The organism is Collinsella acetigenes (assembly GCF_012844445.1).
Classification (GTDB): Bacteria; Actinomycetota; Coriobacteriia; order Coriobacteriales; family Coriobacteriaceae; genus Collinsella; species Collinsella acetigenes.
In genome coordinates, this window is record NZ_JABBCP010000002.1 from 239,390 (window position 1) to 256,395 (window position 17,006).

Annotated in this window: 11 protein-coding genes; 4 read left to right on the forward strand and 7 right to left on the reverse strand. The window is 57.0% G+C overall.

Translation table 11 applies throughout. The annotated features are described in order from the left end of the window. Positions 1-21 precede the first annotated feature (21 nt). Positions 22-948, forward strand: coding sequence for a methionyl-tRNA formyltransferase (fmt, locus tag HF320_RS04025; protein ID WP_169277167.1), 927 nt, complete (start codon positions 22-24; stop codon positions 946-948). Continuing rightward, positions 945-2,342, forward strand: a complete 1,398-nt coding sequence (locus HF320_RS04030) for a transcription antitermination factor NusB (RefSeq protein WP_349290699.1) — start codon at positions 945-947, stop codon at positions 2,340-2,342. Before fmt ends, HF320_RS04030 begins: the two co-directional genes overlap by 4 nt. 114 nt (positions 2,343-2,456) lie before the next feature. Here HF320_RS04030 and HF320_RS04035 read toward each other — a convergent pair whose 3' ends face one another. The 7 genes from HF320_RS04035 to glgB form a co-directional block, all read right to left on the reverse strand. Continuing rightward, positions 2,457-2,717, reverse strand: a complete 261-nt coding sequence (locus HF320_RS04035; RefSeq protein ID WP_169277168.1) for an FmdB family zinc ribbon protein — start codon at positions 2,715-2,717, stop codon at positions 2,457-2,459. Between the two features lie 96 nt (positions 2,718-2,813). Then, complete coding sequence (locus tag HF320_RS04040; RefSeq protein WP_349290700.1) at positions 2,814-5,996, reverse strand: 4-alpha-glucanotransferase; 3,183 nt, start codon at positions 5,994-5,996, stop codon at positions 2,814-2,816. Between the two features lie 250 nt (positions 5,997-6,246). Continuing rightward, on the reverse strand, positions 6,247-8,298 hold the full coding sequence (gene glgA / locus HF320_RS04045) for a glycogen synthase GlgA (protein ID WP_169277170.1): 2,052 nt from the start codon (positions 8,296-8,298) through the stop codon (positions 6,247-6,249). Between the two features lie 46 nt (positions 8,299-8,344). Continuing rightward, on the reverse strand, positions 8,345-9,478 hold the full coding sequence (glgD, locus tag HF320_RS04050; RefSeq protein ID WP_169277171.1) for a glucose-1-phosphate adenylyltransferase subunit GlgD: 1,134 nt from the start codon (positions 9,476-9,478) through the stop codon (positions 8,345-8,347). Positions 9,479-9,482: 4 nt separating this feature from the next. Further along, positions 9,483-10,631: a glucose-1-phosphate adenylyltransferase gene (locus HF320_RS04055; RefSeq protein ID WP_169277172.1), complete on the reverse strand. Its 1,149-nt coding sequence runs from the start codon at positions 10,629-10,631 to the stop codon at positions 9,483-9,485. Between the two features lie 30 nt (positions 10,632-10,661). Continuing rightward, positions 10,662-13,091 (reverse strand): glycogen/starch/alpha-glucan phosphorylase, encoded by a 2,430-nt coding sequence (locus HF320_RS04060; protein WP_169277173.1) that lies wholly within the window; start codon positions 13,089-13,091, stop codon positions 10,662-10,664. Then, complete coding sequence (gene glgB, locus HF320_RS04065; protein WP_349290701.1) at positions 13,088-15,214, reverse strand: 1,4-alpha-glucan branching protein GlgB; 2,127 nt, start codon at positions 15,212-15,214, stop codon at positions 13,088-13,090. Before glgB ends, HF320_RS04060 begins: the two co-directional genes overlap by 4 nt. 269 nt (positions 15,215-15,483) lie before the next feature. Here glgB and HF320_RS04070 point away from each other — a divergent pair, with 269 nt between their 5' ends. Further along, positions 15,484-16,185 (forward strand): HAD family hydrolase, encoded by a 702-nt coding sequence (locus HF320_RS04070; protein WP_248276597.1) that lies wholly within the window; start codon positions 15,484-15,486, stop codon positions 16,183-16,185. A 139-nt stretch (positions 16,186-16,324) separates the two neighbouring features. Then, complete coding sequence (locus HF320_RS04075) at positions 16,325-16,996, forward strand: thiamine diphosphokinase (RefSeq protein WP_248276598.1); 672 nt, start codon at positions 16,325-16,327, stop codon at positions 16,994-16,996. Positions 16,997-17,006: the final 10 nt, after the last annotated feature.

The following is a 17,006-nucleotide window of genomic DNA, read 5'->3' on the forward strand; positions in this document are numbered from 1 at the left end:
TAGCTGGAAAGGAGCGCACGAATGCGCGTTGTATTCATGGGCACGCCGGATTTTGCCGTGCCGTCCCTGCGTGAGCTTGCTTCGCGCTTCGAGGTGGTCTTGGTGCTTACGCGCCCTGACGCCGTGCGCAGCCGCGGAAAGAAGCTCGAGCCCTCTCCCGTAAAAGCCGCGGCTCTTGAGCTCGATATCCCCGTGATGGAAGCCACGCGCATCACCCCGGAGGTCATGGATCGTTTGCATGAGGCCGAGGCCGATATCTTCTGCGTTGCCGCCTACGGTTGCATCCTGCCCGATGAGGTTTTGCATATGGCACCGCTCGGTATCGTGAACGTGCATGCGTCGCTGTTGCCGCGCTGGCGCGGTGCCGCCCCCATCCAGCGTGCGATTCTGGCTGGCGACGAACGTGCCGGCATCTCCATCATGCGTATCGGCCATGGTGTCGATACCGGCGCCTACTGCGCCCAGGCGAGCTGCTCGGTGGCGGGCAAGACTGCAGACGAGCTTACTGTCGAGCTGGCCCAGTTGGGAGCAGACCTTCTGTGCAATACTCTTCCGGCTCTTGCCGATGAGACTGCGGTGTGGACTGAGCAAGACGAGTCCCTTGTCACCCACGCTCAGAAGATCTCCAAGGCCGAGATGCGTTTGGACCCGCAGGAAAGCGCTCTTGTCAACCTGCGCCGCGTGCTCGCCTCTTCCGATGCGGCCCCTGCGCGCTGCATTGCTGCGGGAAAGCCCGTGCGCATCATGCGCGCCGTGGCCGCGGATGGGGATGCTTCCATGTGCGCTGCGGGCGAGCTTGTTTGCCAGTCGAAGCGCATCTATATCGGTTGCTCCGATGGCGCGCTTGAGATTACGTCCGTTAAACCCGATGGGAAGCGTCAGATGGACGCGAGCGCCTGGGCGGCAGGCCTGCATGGTGACGCCCTTGCCTGGGAGATGCTCTCGTGACCAAGCTTTCGCCTGCGCGCCGCCGCGCGCATAGTGCACTGATTGAAGCCCAGGATGGTTGCGGCTTTGTTCGTGATATTCTGGCGGCTTCTGCAGGAACGCTGTCCGATGCGCGCGACGAAGCATTTGCTCTGACGCTTGCCCTAGGCGTGACCGCAACTGTGGGCGCGCTTGACGAAGCGCTTGATCGCTATATTGCCAAGCCTTCTAAGGTTTCTGCTCGTGTGCGCATGGCGCTGCGCATCCCTGCGTTTGAGATGCTCTATCTCGATACGCCGGGGCATGTTGCAGTGAGTCAGGGCGTTGAGCTCGTGCGTTCGCAGGCACGCTCTGCAGCAGGCCTTGCGAACGCGGTGCTGCATCGCGTCGACGAGGGGCGTGCTGCATTTTTTGCGGCCGCGGATGTTTCCGATGACGAGCGCGAGCTCACTGCCCGCGCTCGCCGCCAGGGAATTCCCGTTTGGCTTGCTTGCATGCTCGACGCTTCCCTTGCGCGTCGTGGCTTTGGCGGAAAATCGCTTTGCTTCAATGGCATTGCCGCCCCAACCTGCGCTTGTATGTGTCCTGACGCTGTTTGTTCCGGCGATGTGTCGGATTGTCTTGAGCCTTCTGTGCTTGAGGGCTCTTATCTGGTGGGGTCTCCCGCGGTCGTTGCCGCGTCGAGCGATCTGGCTCAGGGCAAATTGGTGATTTCTGATCTTAATGCCCAGCTCATTGCTGCCTCAACCGTGCGTCCTGGCTCATGTTTGGAGATTGGGGCCGGGCGCGGTACCAAGACGTATGTCATGGCGTGCTGTGCGAATCGATGCGGGCTGCGCGGGCATCATGTTGCTGTAGATCTTTCTGCGGCAAAATGCGAAATCAATCGCCTGCGCTTGGAGCAAGCCGGTCTTTCCAAGGGAATCGAATTTGCGCCGGGTGATGGCTGTAATCTTGATGCGACTCTTGCACACATCGATGTTGCGGGCGAGCGCACCTTGTTCGATACGGTCTTTTTGGATGCTCCCTGTTCGGGTACGGGCACCATGCGTCGGCATCCCGAGATTCCCTGGCGTTTGGTTTCAAGCGATGTCGAGGACGGTCTTCCCAAGTTGCAACTGCAGCTATTGCAGGAGGCTTCGCGTCGCGTAAAGCCCGGAGGCGAGTTGATCTATGCCACCTGTTCGGTACTCGAGGTAGAAAACGAGCAGGTAATCGATGCGTTTTTGCAATCGGAGCAGGGACGTGCATTCAAGCTTGCCCCGCTGCACGAAGCCGATCCCTTCAAAGATGAGACTGAGGCTATGGCATATATATGCGAGCGAGAGGACATGCGTGGGCTCTTCCAGTCCATCCCTCTTTCGCCTGCAGACTTCGATGGCCATTTCTGCGCCCGCCTCATCTACCAAATATGACAAAAGTCCACGGGTTTGTTTTGTCATGTTTTCCCTGTCAACGCCCTTTTAACGCAAAGCGCCCAGCAGTCTGAATGAACTGCTGGGCGCTTTGCGTTGCATAGCGATGGACGCTTAGTTGTTATGGGGGCAATCGGCGCAGGCGCAGGAATGCGTCTCGCTTGATGCGCCCGACGTCGCCGATGTGCTCGAAGAGCCACCGCGCTGGTCGGTGTTATAGAAGCCTGAGCCTTCGAACTTGATGCCACTTGCGTTGAAGACGCGCTCGGTGGCGCCGCCGCAGTCGGGGCATACGATGTCCGGGTGCTCTGTCATACCATGCTCGACCTCAAAGACTTTGCCGCATGAGTCGCAGCGATAGTCGTACCGTGCCATGAAACTCTCCTCTTACGTTATACGATGTAAGCAACGTTGCCTACTGTACCCGAATCTGCCCTGATTTGTTCTTAAAACTCAACAAGCCTATTTCTGTCACATAAGAGCTCGTTCGCAACGTACCGCAATTTCTTTCATGCGTTCAATCGAGGCATCGAGTTCTTTTTCGGTTGCCTGCCAAGACCAATTGCCGCCAGTGGTCCCGGGAACATTCATGCGAGCATCGTCGCCCAAGAGCATCACGTCTTGGAGCGTAAGCATGATAAGAGGGCTGCTGCTTTTGAACGCACGTTCGATCATGTCGAGGGCGGTATGTTGAAGCTCCGGATCGTTTTCGTTTGCGTTTGCAAACCAGCGAGATTTCACCCAGCCCATGAGTGTTGAGGTGTCATGGGTTGAGGTATAAACCACGTTTGCCGGATTGTCGGGCATCGAGAAACGGGGATCATCGTCGCTAAACTCAAGTACATCCATACCGGGGAAGCCGCACTGCGCTTTGAGCGCGCGCACGGCGGGCGTGAGATACCCCAGGTCCTCGGCTATGAAGGGTAGGAGTCCCAGCTTTTCGTGAATGCGCTCGAACAGTTCCAGGCCGGGACCGGGAATCCACCGGCCTGCGGAACCGGTCATCCCGGCAGGGATGGAGAAATACGACTGGAAACCAAGAAAATGGTCCAGGCGCACCTCGTCATAGAGCTCGAGGGAACGGCGCAGACGCTCGGTCCACCACACGTAGCCGTCGTCGTGCATATGGCGCCAACGGAACGTGGGGTTTCCCCAAACTTGTCCCGTTTCGGAGAAGCGGTCGGGCGGGGTGCCGGCGATTTCTGCCGGCATTCCCGCTGCATCGAGTTGGAACATCTCCGGTTCGCTCCAGGTGTCGGCGGAATCGTCCGAGACGTACATGGGGATATCTCCGATGATGCGAATACCGCGCTCGTTGGCGTAGCGTTTAAGCTCGCGCCACTCGCAGTCAAAACGATATTGCGCGAAGGCATGGAAACGTGCGCGCTCTCGATAGACGGGGTCGTCAAGAATCGCGACATCATAGCGCGCGAGCTTTTCTTCCCAGGTATGCCGCGATGCTCCGCCGTGCACATCTTTCACCGCTGCGAATGCACAGTAGGGGTCGAGCCAGGTGCTTGCGCGCTCGGTGAAAGCGCAAAAAGCATCTTGACGCTCGCCTCCGTTTTCGATGAATGCGTGATACATCTCTTGAATCGTGGCAGCGTCTTCCTCCAGGAGGTCGATGTTGCCTGCAAAGGCGGAAGGGCCAGCGTAGGGGGAGTGATGTTCATCGGTTGGATTGAGGGGCAGGACCTGCCAGTACGATGCGCCCATTTCTTGCAGATGATCGACAAATCGACGTGCGGGAGCGCCCAGCGTACCAGGCTTACCCTCACAGGGGATGGAGGTGACGTGGCACATCACGCCCCAACCGTGGCAAAGCGGCTTTTGCAGGCGCTCGCGCGAATGAAAATAGACAGCAGCGCTGCCCAGGGGGTACAGCGTTACCGTGGTCATGCCATCGGCATCCGCGCAGAGGGTGCGCCCGGAAATGAGGTCGGTCGCGGCTTCTCCCATAAACGGAATGCGCACCGTATGCGTGTTGCAGGAATCGCGATTGACGAGCATGTTCAGGCACTCGCACTGCGTTTTACCCCTCGAATACATGAGGACGTCGGCATCGAGAGCTCGAGCCTCAATTGATGCGGTTCCAAGTAGCGGCATAGATCGGCGAAGAGAGGCGGCGTTTTTAATCATAGCCTGGAAATCCAGGTCTTCATGTCCCCACGGGTAGGTCGAGCGGTTGCCGGGGTCTGTGGCGCCTTGCAGGCCTGCTTCATCGCCGTAATAGACGCACGGTACGCCTGGATACGTCATTTGCATGAGCATGGCGAGCCAGAATCGACCCTTGGCAAGACCGAGCTTGTCGTCTGGTAGACGCCATGTTGCCCGCTCGTTTTCGGGAATGCTATCCGGGTTTTCCATCCCACCTAAAACGGAGATGATGCGTGCGCGGTCATGGCTGCTCAAAAGGTTGAGCGAGCAGCGCAAGGCCTCCGCAGGATAGTTCTCGCTCTGCGACTCGATCATCTCGGCAGCACGGTAGGCGTCGACGCCCTCGGCGCCGGTGAGAAAGCCAATCACCATGTCGCGGAACGGATAGTTCATGGCTGCATCGAGCTCATCGCCCAATAGGTAGCGACGAAGATTGCCATAGCTGATCTTATTCGAAGCGTCTTCCCAGACTTCGCCCAGCACGAGTGCGTCGGGCTTTTCGGTAGTCGCCGCTCGCTTGATCTCGGCGATAAAACCATCGGTAAGCTCGTCTGCCACATCCAAGCGCCAGCCGTCGGCACCCATGCGTAGCCAGTGGCGAATCACGCCGTCTTTTCCCAGCAATAGCTCGCGAACGGCGGGGGAGTTTTCGTTGAGCGCCGGCATGTTGGTTACGCCCCACCAGCACTCGTAGGTCCCGTCTTCGTTGAAGTTGAAGGCGTCTTTCCAGGGCGAAGTTCCACCTTGCCAGGCGCCAGGAGCGGGATAGTTCTCGTAGCGGTTGAAATAGATCGAGTCGTCGCCCGTATGGTTAAAGACGCCATCGAGAATGATACCGATGCCATGCTCGTGCGCTGCTTGGCATAGGTCGCGAAAGTCTTCGTCGGTTCCCAGCATCGGATCGATATGCAGGTAGTTTGCAGTGTCGTATCGATGATTGCTAACGGCTTCGAAAATGGGGTTGAGGTAGATTGTCGTAATGCCCATTTCGCTCAAGTGGGGGAGTTTTTCTTCGATGCCCTTGAGCGATCCGCCGTAGAAGTCCCATGAGGTAATGGAGCCGTCGGGGTTTCTGCTATAGGTGGGGGGCGTGGACCAATCCTCTATGAGGTGCTTGGTGCTGCCGCGTCGGGGCTTTGCGCACTCGGCAGCAGTTCTCTCACGCCATGCGGTGTCGCGCGCAAAGCGATCCGGGAAGATTTGATAGGCAATGCCATTTTCATACCATGTAGGGCGGTGGCGGCGCGGCTGATATACCGTGAGCTGGAACGAGGGGACTTCTGCGTAGTCATAGACAACGCCCTCGCCGCCTTGGGAGCCTTGTGGGGCGCCAATGCGCAGCTCCTGCCCACCGGGCTGGCGAATGATAAAAGAGTACCAAACGATTGCAGGGGTGTCCCTCGTAATCGTCGTTGAGAACATGCCTTCTTTATCGCGGTCCATGTCGAGGAGCGTTTCGCCCTCGCCATCGATCCAAAGTCTCAGGATACATGCCACTTCGTGCGATTTGTCACCTTTGACTTGGCAACTCAGGCGTACAGGCGTATTACATGCAACAGCGCCAAAGGGGGTTCTGAATTGAGGGGAGCGGGAGTTGTGTCGGAATACCATCGACTGTCGTTTCTTTGATGAATGTACAAAAGCCAGTGTACGAGTGTACAGGAATATGCAAGCAAGCGGGGCGCGCAGCCTTATTGCTGCAACGCCCCGCATCCGTGCATTTGAGGTTTAAGAGATGGACGTGCAATTACTTGCTGGACGCTCGACCATGCCCTCTCGTTGCGGTGGAAGAGGATTTGCGCGGAGTGGTCGTCTTGGTACTTGAGGCGCCTGTCTTGCGCGCCCTGACTGACGTTTTAGGTGCTTCGGGGGCACTCGTCAAAGTGGAGGAGTCTGCTTTGGGCGAAGATGTTGCTGCCTTGGCAGGTGCGGCTGGTGCCTTTTCCTTGGCTGTCGTCACTTTTTTGGCACTTGTTTTAGACGTGCGCGTGCTTGCGGTTTTAGCCTGAGTCCCGGCGGTTGTCTTCGCGCGTGTCTTGTTCGATGCTGCCTTGCTGTTTTCCCGTTCTGCGCTATCGCCAAGCGGTTTCTCGTTCTTGCGTACAGCGGCGGTCTTCTTGGTCTCCGCTGTTGTTTTGCGCGTGCGTGCAGGTTTTTCTTTGGGCTCTGCGTCCAAATTGTTGTCAGCAGAGGTTGCTGCGGCGGTTTGACCCACCGGAACCACTGCGGGCGCCGCCTTTGCCGTCTTGGCTGCGCGCATAGCTGCGGAAGTGGTTTTTGGGCTGCGTTTTGCAGCGGTCTTTTGTTTGGACTTGGGCTTATGCAAACTGCAATCGGGGTGAAGCGTCAAGTAAAGATCCAGGTAGCGTGCAGCGGAGGCCGTCCAGCTAAAGTCGCAGGACATGGCCTGGGATACAAGTTTTTTCCATTCACTCGGCTGATCCCAGAACAGGCGCGCTGCGCGAAAGACCGTATCGCCCATTTCCTCGCCATTGAAGTGCGCGAACGAAAAACCGGTGCCTTCTCCCGTGTATTGGTTGTACGGGGTCACGGTATCACGAAGGCCGCCCGTTTCGCGTACGATGGGCAGGGTGCCATAGCGCATGGCAATCATTTGGGATAATCCGCATGGCTCAAAGAGCGAGGGCATGAGGAACATGTCGGCACCGGCATACATCCGCTGTGAAAGCGCCGGGTCGAATTCAATACGCGCCGCCATCTGACCGGGATAGATCGATTGATACCAGCGCAGGGCATCTTCGTAGTCGGTATCGCCCGTGCCCAGAACTGCCACCTGAACACCGCCGTCGAGGATGCGCTCGAGGCAGTACATGACCAGGTCCATACCCTTTTGCCTGGTGAGGCGCGTAACCATAACCATGAGGGGGCGGTCGTCTCGTACCTCAAGCCCCAGCTCTTCTTGGATGGCCTTCTTGCAAAGCGCCTTACCCGTCATGTCTTCTATCGAGTAGGGTGCTGCGATGCGCTTGTCGTATGCCGGATCGTTGCGTACCACGTCGATGCCGTTGACGATGCCGTGCAGGACATTTTGACGGCGACGCAGAGCGCCGTCGAGGCCCTCGCCGTATTCGGGCGTGCGAATCTCTTCTGCATAACTGGGAGATACGGTTGTAATGGCGTCGGAGTAGTTGATGGCGCCGAGCATGTAGTTGATGGAATCGGCGTCGCACCTTAGCTGGCGTGCGGCGGCTTCCACGCCGCCGAGCCCCAAGATGTCATCCAGCACGAAGTCGCTATATTGACCTTGGAAGGCGATGTTATGGATGGAGTAGACGGTGCGCACGTTCTCATACAGGGGAAGACCCTGGTAGAACTCGCGCAAAAACACAGGCGCCATGGCGGTGTGCCAGTCGTTGCAGTGCAGGATATCGCAGACAAAACCATCTGGTAGATGCTGCAGGGACTCGCAGATGGCTTTGGAGAAGAACGCAAAGCGTTCGCCATCGTCAAAAAAGCCATACGGATAATCGCGCTTAAAATAGCGCTCGTTGTCTACAAACAGATACGTGATGCCGTCGTACACGAGGTGCTCAAGGCCGCAGTACTCGTTGCGCCATCCCAGGGGCACGTAAAAGTCAGTGACATGCTCCATCTGGCTGAGGTAGGAGCTATCGATCGTGGAGTATTTGGGCACCATCACGATGACTTTTGCCCCAGCCGCCTTCAAGGCATGGGGGAGTGAGCCCGCGACATCGCCAAGGCCACCCGTCTTGACAAACGGAGCGGCCTCCGCGCTCGCGAACACCACATGAAGGGGTTTGGTTGCCGCTTCGGTCATATGCTGGGTTTCCTTTCTTTATCGCGGGTCACGTGAACCGTTGGGGTTAGTCAAGGGTTGCAAGCTCCTTGGTCGCGAGGGGCGCCTTGGGGATGATGAGGGTTGCGTCGGGGGTGCCACGCAGCTCTGTCTGCGCCGGAATTACGTTGTTCTTGTCGACGATGGCGTTCTCCACGCGCGCCCCGCTGCGAATCACGCAGCTCTGCATGATGATCGAGTTCGATACCGAGGCGCCGTGCTCAACGATAACGTCGCGTGCAAGGATGGACCCGCGTACCGTACCCTGAATCAAGCATCCTGCAGACACCAAGGAGTTGCACACCGTGCTGCCCGTGCAGTACTTTGCGGGCGGTGCGTCGTGTGCCTTGGTCATGATGGGACGATCGGGGTTGAACAAGCGGTCGTTCAGGTCGGGGCGCAGCATCTCCATGGAGCGCTGGTAGTAAGACTGCTCATCAAAGACACCGAGTGCCAGGCCCTTGAACTCGTAGGAGCATACGTCGATGCGGCCGAACTCGGGTTCGATGGCCTCAAAGAGGTCCAGATGATCAACGTCTTGATAGTTGTCGATAATGTCGAGCAGCACGTCGCGGTTGATGACGCAGCAGTCAAGGAATTTGTTGTCGCCGAAGGAGCATCCGGCGTGTAGGGCGTGCACGCGTCCCGCCTCGCCGATTTCCAGAGCGGTTACGTCATTGTCGTGTTCGCGTTCTGCGCGACAGTACACCATCGTGGCATGGGCGCCAGAGCGCTCGTGGGCATCGATGATTTCGGCGAGGTCGATGTTGAAGATGATGTTGCATCCGCACATGACCACATAGGGCAGGTCGGAACGCTGGAATAGCGTCTTGTTGGCGATGATGTCGCGCAGCAGGAAGCGCATGCCGCGCTTGGAGGCGCCGAATGCGTTGCCGGGGAGCAAGAACAGGCCGCCCTTTTTGCGGTCGAGCATCCAATCACGGCCAGACTCCATATGGTCGATAAGCGAGCGGTAATTGCCCGGCATCACGACGCCGACGGTTTTGATGCCGGCGTTCATCATGTTGGAGAGCGGGAAGTCAATCAGGCGATAGCGGCCAAAGACTGGCAGGGCCGCCAGGGGACGGCATTCGGTGAGCTTGGAGCTCGTGCGACAGGTATAGTTTGCGGTGATGTAGCCGATGGCTTTACGGTTGATCATCGGTTCATTCCCCCTTCCCGATCACGACATCATTACCAACGACGGCGGTATCCTTTGCAACGTCAACGCTACCGAGCTTAACGCCCTCTTCGACCGTCGAGTTTTCGCCCAGAATCGCGCGGGCCACGTGGGCACCAGCCTTGACATGGGCGCCGGGTAGCAGCACCGAATCCTCAACGACGGCGCGCTCGTCAATTACGCAGTCGGTCGAGATGATGGAGTGGCGCACGGAGCCAAAGACCTTGCATCCATTTGAGATCAGACAATCCTCGACACGCGCATCGGGTCCAATGTAGTGCGGCGGGCGCGTGGTGACGTTGCTCATGATGGGGAACTTCTTGTCGAATAGATCGAACTCGGGGTTTTCGCCCAACAGGTCCATCGACGTCTCATGGAAGCTCGAGATGGTGCCGACGTCTTTCCAGAAGCCATGGAATTCATAGCAGAACAGACGACGGTTTTCTTCAAGAAGTTTGGGGATGATGTCCTTGCCAAAATCATGACTGGAGCGCGGGTCGAGGGCATCTTCCTCGAGGGCATCGATCAAAAGCTTGGTGCTAAAGATATAAATGCCCATGGAGGCAAGGTTGGAATCGGGTTTCTCGGGCTTCTCCGTAAACTTGAGGATGCGATCGTCCTCGGGGTCCTTGGTGATGATGCCAAAGCGGCTGGCCTCTTCCCAGGGTACGGGCATGACCGAAATCGTGAGATCGGCGTTATGCTCGATATGCGCCTTGAGCATCTTGCGATAATCCATGCGATAGAGATGGTCGCCAGAAAGAATCAAAACATATTCGGGGTCATGCTCCTTGATGTAGCCGATGTTTTGCGCAACGGCATCTGCAGTCCCTGCGTACCAGCTGCCGCCTTCCTGTGTGGCGTAAGGGGGCAGAATCGATACACCGGCGCCGCGTTCGTCCAGATCCCATGCCTCGCCAGAGCCCACGTAGGAGTTGAGGAGGTAGGGGCGATATTGCGTAAGCACGCCAACTGTATCGATGCCCGAATTGGCGCAGTTCGACAGCGAAAAGTCGATAATCCTGAACTTGCCGCCGAAGGAGACGGCTGGTTTAGCGATCTTGCTGGTCAATGCACCCAGCCTACTGCCTTGTCCTCCTGCGAGGAGCATGGCAATACATTCCTTCTTGCTCATCGGTTTCTCCTTTTGCCGATTGACGGTTACCTATACGTGCCAGATATCGCGAGCGTACTCACGGATGGTGCGATCGCTCGAGAAGTGCCCGGAATTCGCGATGTTGGCCAGTGCCTTGCGTTGCCACTCACGTGCGTCATCGTAGGAATCCGTAAGCTCGCGCCAGGCCTGCGTGTAGCTCGCGAAATCGGCGATGACAAAGTCGTAGTCGTTGTTGTTCATAAGTTCGGCGTGAATGCTCTCAAAGTTGCCGGAGAGCGCGCCGAAGGTGCCATCGACCAGCTGCTCGACGCAGCGGCCAATGTGTTCGCGGTCGTTGTTCACAACGTCCCATGCGAAGTAGTCGCTGCGGCGCAGCGCCTCGACTTCATCGACTTTCATGCCGAAGATCTTTTCGTTTTGCATACCCGCAAGCTCGGCGATCTCGATGTTTGCACCATCGAGAGTTCCCAGAGTAAGGGCCCCGTTCATCATGAGCTTCATGTTCGAGGTTCCCGATGCCTCTTTGCCTGCCGTCGAGATCTGCTCGGAGATTTCGGTTGCGGGGTAGATAAGCTGCGCATTGGAAACGGCGAAGTTGGGAACGAAGGCGACCTTGATGTAGTCGTTGACGCGCTCGTCGTTGTTCACAACATCGGCCACGGAGTTGATGAGGCGAATCGTTTCTTTGGCAAAGGTATACGCGCTTGCTGCCTTGCCGGCAAAGATGAACGAAGTCTTATGCGGCTTGTAAGACGGGTCTGCAAGCATCCTGTTGTAGATGTCCATGACCTTGAAGATGTTGAGCAGCTGACGCTTGTAGGCATGGAAACGCTTGACCTGAACATCAAAGATAGAATTCACATCGAGCTCGACACCGGTCTGCGCGGCGATGTAGCGAGCGAGGCGCTCCTTGTTCTCGCGTTTGGATGCAGCGAGCGCATCCAGGAAGGCATCGTCATTTGCAAAGGCTTCAAGACGCTTGAGTTCCTCGGCGTCGCGCAGCCAGCCGTCGCCGATTTTCTCGGTGATGAGTCGGGCAAGCGAGGGGTTGGCATTGGCAAGGAAGCGGCGCGGCGAGATGCCATTGGTCTTATTGTTGAACTTCTCGGGCGTCATCGCATAGAAATCATGTAACGTCTCGCGCTTGAGGATGTCGGTATGGATCTGTGCCACGCCGTTGACGGAATGGGAGCAGATGACGGAGAGGTTTGCCATGCGCACCTGTCCATCCCAGAGGATAGCGGTGTTGCGCAGGCGATCTTGCCAACCTTCGCCCTCGCGCGGGAAAGACTCCATATAGTGGCGATTGATCTCGTCGATATACATGTAGACGCGCGGAAGAAGGCGCTGGAAGGTGTCGATCGGCCATTTTTCCAGAGCTTCGGGAAGAACGGTATGGTTGGTGTAGGAGATGCTCTTGGTCACGATGCCCCAGGCGGTATCCCAATCCAGGCCCTCTTCGTCCACGAGCAGGCGCATCAGCTCGGCGCCGCACATGGCGGGGTGCGTGTCGTTGGTATGAATTGCCACGAGCTCGGGGAAGCGTTTCCAGTCGGCATCGGGGTGATCGAACTTGAAGTTGCGGATGATGGACGCAAGGCCGGCGGCAACGAACAGATACTCCTGTTTAAGGCGCAGGATGCGACCGTGCTCGCCCGCATCGTTGGGATACAGAATTTCCGAGATCGCCTCGGCATCGGTGCGGAACTTCGCGGCAGCGGCATAGTCGCCGCGGTTGAATGCATCAAGATCGAAGTCTTCTTGTGCGGGCTCGGCACTCCATAGGCGCAGACGATTCACGGTCTTGCCATCCATGCCGATGATGGGCACATCGTAGGGGACGGCTTTTACCATCTCTCCGCCCTCTTGGCTAAACCAGAACTTTCCGCTTTCGTCTTCGTGGCGAACGACCTCTCCGCCAAAACGGACGATAACGGAGCTCTCGTCATGTCGCGTTTCCCACGGATAGCCCTTGTCGAGCCAGTTGTCGGTGACCTCTACCTGGCGTCCGCCTTCGATTTTTTGACGGAAGAGTCCATAGCGGTAGCGCATGCCGTTGCCAAAGCCCAGGATGCCTTCGGCGGCCATAGAGTCGAGGAAACATGCGGCAAGGCGGCCCAGACCGCCATTGCCCAGGCCGGGGTCTCCCTCTTCGGCCAAGACATCGTCGAGCTTGATGCCCATGCTGTCCAGGCCCTCGGTGACAACATCGCGGATACCATAGTTGAGTAGGTAGTTATCGAGCAGGGGACCAAGCAGGAACTCCAGCGAGAAGTAATAGACCTTTTTCTTGTCGCTTTTGGCGTTTTCCGAGTCGGATTGCGCAAACTGCTGGTTTGCCTTTTGGGCAATAAGTTTGGCGAGTGCCTGGTAGCGCTCGGTGTTGGTGCAGCCGGCGAGGTCCTTTCCAACTTCGGCGGTCAGGACGCGCAGATACTCATCGGCAAACTGCTGCGGGGTTTCGAAAATCTTTGTCATGCATTCTCTCCTTTGCGTGCGCTGCTGCACTGGGATTTCTTCTTTTTGGTTTTATCGGGCGCTTTGGCAGGTGCCTTAGCGGGGGTCTTTGAACGCTTGCGCGCGGACGCCTTGGGCGGCACGTAGCTCGAGGGCCCAACCCTGCGGAATACAAGGCCGGCGAGATCGGGTACGGGAGTTTCGATCGAGTTCTCCCTGCCGTTCCAGGCAACCGGTTCGCTTGAAACAAGCTTGCGCACGGGATAGTCAGAGCCTCCGTAGCGCGCATCGTCGCTATTGAAGATGAGCTTCCAGTCGCCTTCGCGTGGGGCGCCTATACGGAATCGCTCGTAGGATGCCGGGTCGAAGTTGATAAGGATGAGCAAGTCGTCTTTTGGGTCGTCGCCATGGCGCACAAAGGTCACAACGGACTGATCGGCGTTGTCGGCATCGATCCACTCAAAGCCGTCCGGGGTGTAGGAGCGCTCAAAGAGTGCGGGTTGTTCGAGATAAAACGCGTTGAGGGCTTTGACGAATTGCTGCTGGTTGCGGTGGGTATCGTATTCATGTGTTAAGAACCACTGAATGGACTCGTAGTAGCGCCATTCGATGAACTGAGCGATTTCATTGCCCATGAAGTTGAGCTTTGCGCCCGGGTGCGTTATCTGGTAAAACGCGAGCGTGCGCATGCCGGCGAACTGGCGCCACCAATCGCCGGGCATGCGGCCGATCAGTGAACATTTGCCGTTGACGACTTCGTCGTGTGAGAGCGGCAGCACGAAGTTCTCGTTAAAGGCGTACATCATCGAGAACGTGAGCAGACCGTGATTGCCGGGTCTCCAGGGAAAATCGGTTTGCATGTAATGCAGGGTATCGTTCATCCATCCCATATCCCACTTGTAGTGGAAGCCCAGGCCGCCTTCGCTTGGCGGGTAGGTGACGAGGGGCCAAGCGGTGGATTCCTCGGCGATCATCATCACGTCGGGCATGCGCTCGGACACACAGGTATTGATGGAGCGGATGAAGGCGCTGGCGTCCAGGTCTTCTTCGGTTCCTAGGGCGTTGAATTTTTTATCGGATTCGTTGTCGATTCCGAAGTTGAGATAGAGCATGCTCGAGACGCCGTCCATGCGGATGCCATCGATATGGAAGTTCTCGAGCCAGAACAGGATGTTGGCGGTAAGAAAGCTCACTACCTCGGGGCGCGAGAAATCGAATTTGTGCGTTCCCCAGTTGGGGTGAATCTCGTGTTCGTAGAGCATATGCCCATTGAACGTGGCGAGACCATGGGCATCTGCGCAAAATCCGCCGGGGACCCAGTCCATGATGATACCGATACCTGCTTGGTGGGCGGTATCGACAAGCTGCATGAACTCCTGAGGCGTCCCAAAGCGCGCCGTGGTGGCGTAGTAGCCCGTTGTTTGATAGCCCCATGAGCCGTCGAAGGGATGCTCGGTTATCGGCAAGATTTCGATATGGGTATAGCCCATATCTTTTGCGTACGGCACGAGCTCCTGCGCAAGGTCTAGATAGCTGTAATACGTTCCGCGCTGGGCGGGGAAGGGGTCGCCCGGGCCGGGATAGGTTCCATCTTCGCGCGGCTCTCCCTGGGGCTCATTGCCATGGCGATTCCAGCTGCCCAGGTGTACTTCATAGATATTGAGGGGCTGTTTCATGTGGTTTGAGGCGCGGCGTTGCTCGAGCCATAGCTTATCGTTCCACTGGTAGCCGTCGAGCGACCACAGCTTCGAGGCTGTTCCCGGCGGAAGCTCATCTGCCACCGCCATGGGATCCGCCTTGAAAAGAACCTCTCCAGAATCCGTTTCCAGCGCGTATTTGTACAGCTCACCAACTTTGAGTCCGGAGATAAAGCCCTGCCAGATATCGCTTTGATGCACGCGTGCAAGGGGATGCGCCCCCGGTGTCCACGCGTTGAAATCTCCAACAACGCTTACGCTTCGGACCGCTGGTGCCCAAACGGCAAAACTCCATCCGTGGGTCCCATCTTCGATGTCGGGGTGGGAGCCGAGCTTTTCGGCGCAGCCGAGCCAGGTGCCTTGACCAAATAGATAGATATCGTCTTTGCTGATGGCGAGGGAGGACTCGACGGTGGTTGTGGCAAGGGTTTCGTTTTGTTTGCTCACGGTAATCAGTCCATCGAATGTCGGGGTCTTCCAAGAAAAAAATGACCTTTTTCAAGGTAGCACTTCCCAGCTTATTCCCGCTCATGGGAGCGCGGGACGGTCGATTTTAATCCATGGGTGAACGACACTTGACAACTTACGGTTTTCGTATTTTTGATTTAGATGCGCGGCTTTCGGTGTCCTTCGTCTTGGTTTGGTGTTTTGCTACCATGGACACTGTTTGAAGTATTGGTCTTTCGTTCCAGGCCAGTCTTCCGAGAGGGGATTTCATGACACTCGACCAGAAGATGCCCCGTGCATTTATCTTTGATTGCGATGGCACCATTTTACAGTCCATGGGAATGTGGCTGCGCATACAGCCTGCACTGCTCAAGACGTACGGTGTCGATACCGTGGCTGATGATTTTGCCGAATTCGAGTCTCTTTCCGTTATGGGTGAGTGCGAGGGATACCATCGCAAGTGGGGTGTTGGTAAAGACGCGCAAGAGGTCTACGACCGTCTTTTGGGCATGCTTGCGCGCGGCTATAGTGAAGAGGTTTCTGTCCGCGAGGGAGTAGCCGATTTCTTGAAGTCTGCGTATGACGCGGGCATTCCGATGGCTATTGCCACATCAACCCCTGCAGAGTCGGTTCAAATCGGTCTTGATGCACTGGGCATCGGTCGTTACTTCGATGTAATCGTCACGACGGCAGACGCCGGCGCTTCTAAAGACCATCCGGATGTATACAATTTGGCGCTGGAAAAGCTGAGCGGGATTCACGGCATGAAAGATGTCGACCATACGGATGTCTGGATATTCGAGGACATGCCGTTCGGTCTTATTAGCTCCGCTTCTGCGGGGTATCGCCGTGTGGGCATCTTTGATCCCGAAGGCCGTGCCCCCCGTCCGGACGTCCAGGCGAATTGCGATATCTTCATCGATTCCTTTACCGAGCTCACACTTGATCGCATTCTTTCGTATGAGGATTGAATTCCCGGGCAGCTCTGCGCAAATGGATGTTCCCATTGTGGCCTCTGTGCAGAGCTGATGCGGCGACGTGCAGAGGCTGCACAGGCCGCCTATCTTGACGATATCGAGGTGTACGAAGGGTTTGAGGGAGATGAGGGCCTTGTCTAATTCGGATGTCGATTGTGTTCTCATCGTCGGTGGTTCCCCAGATCGCTCTTCCGCTAAAACGATTTGTTATGCGTCACGGGGCTGTGCTCATATCGTTGCGGTCGATCGCGGTTTAGATGCTGTTCTCGATGCCGGTCTTTCGTGCGATTTGTTTTGCGGCGATGCCGATACGGTGGGGGAGCGCGGTCTTCGCCTTGTCGAGGAGGCACAATCGCGTACCAAGGCTGTTTCTTTTGAGGTTGAGCGCTACGACCCCCATAAGGATGCGACCGATCTTTCCCTGGCGTTGCGTGCGATCGAGAAGCGCTGGCCTCTTGCCGAGATTGTGTGTACATGCGTGTCTGGAGGCGCTCCCGATCATGCGCTTGGTGTGCTCGGGCGTCTTGCCGGAGCACGATCTTTTGTCCGCGTTATCGAAGACGATTTTGAAGCGCGGATTCTTCATGGGAATGACGCTTGGGAGATTTGCGCGGCCCAGGGCCGCCGTTTTTCGTGCGTTCCCGTAAGCGCTGGAGCAGAAGTGTCTGAGCAAGGTTTTTGCTGGAATGTCGATCATGCTCAAATGCCCTTGCTCTCCGACTGGGGCATCTCCAATGTTGTTGAATCATCTCGGGCTAGCGTTCAATGTCATGAAGGCGTAATCGCCTGCTGGCTTTATTGCTAACAATTCTTGG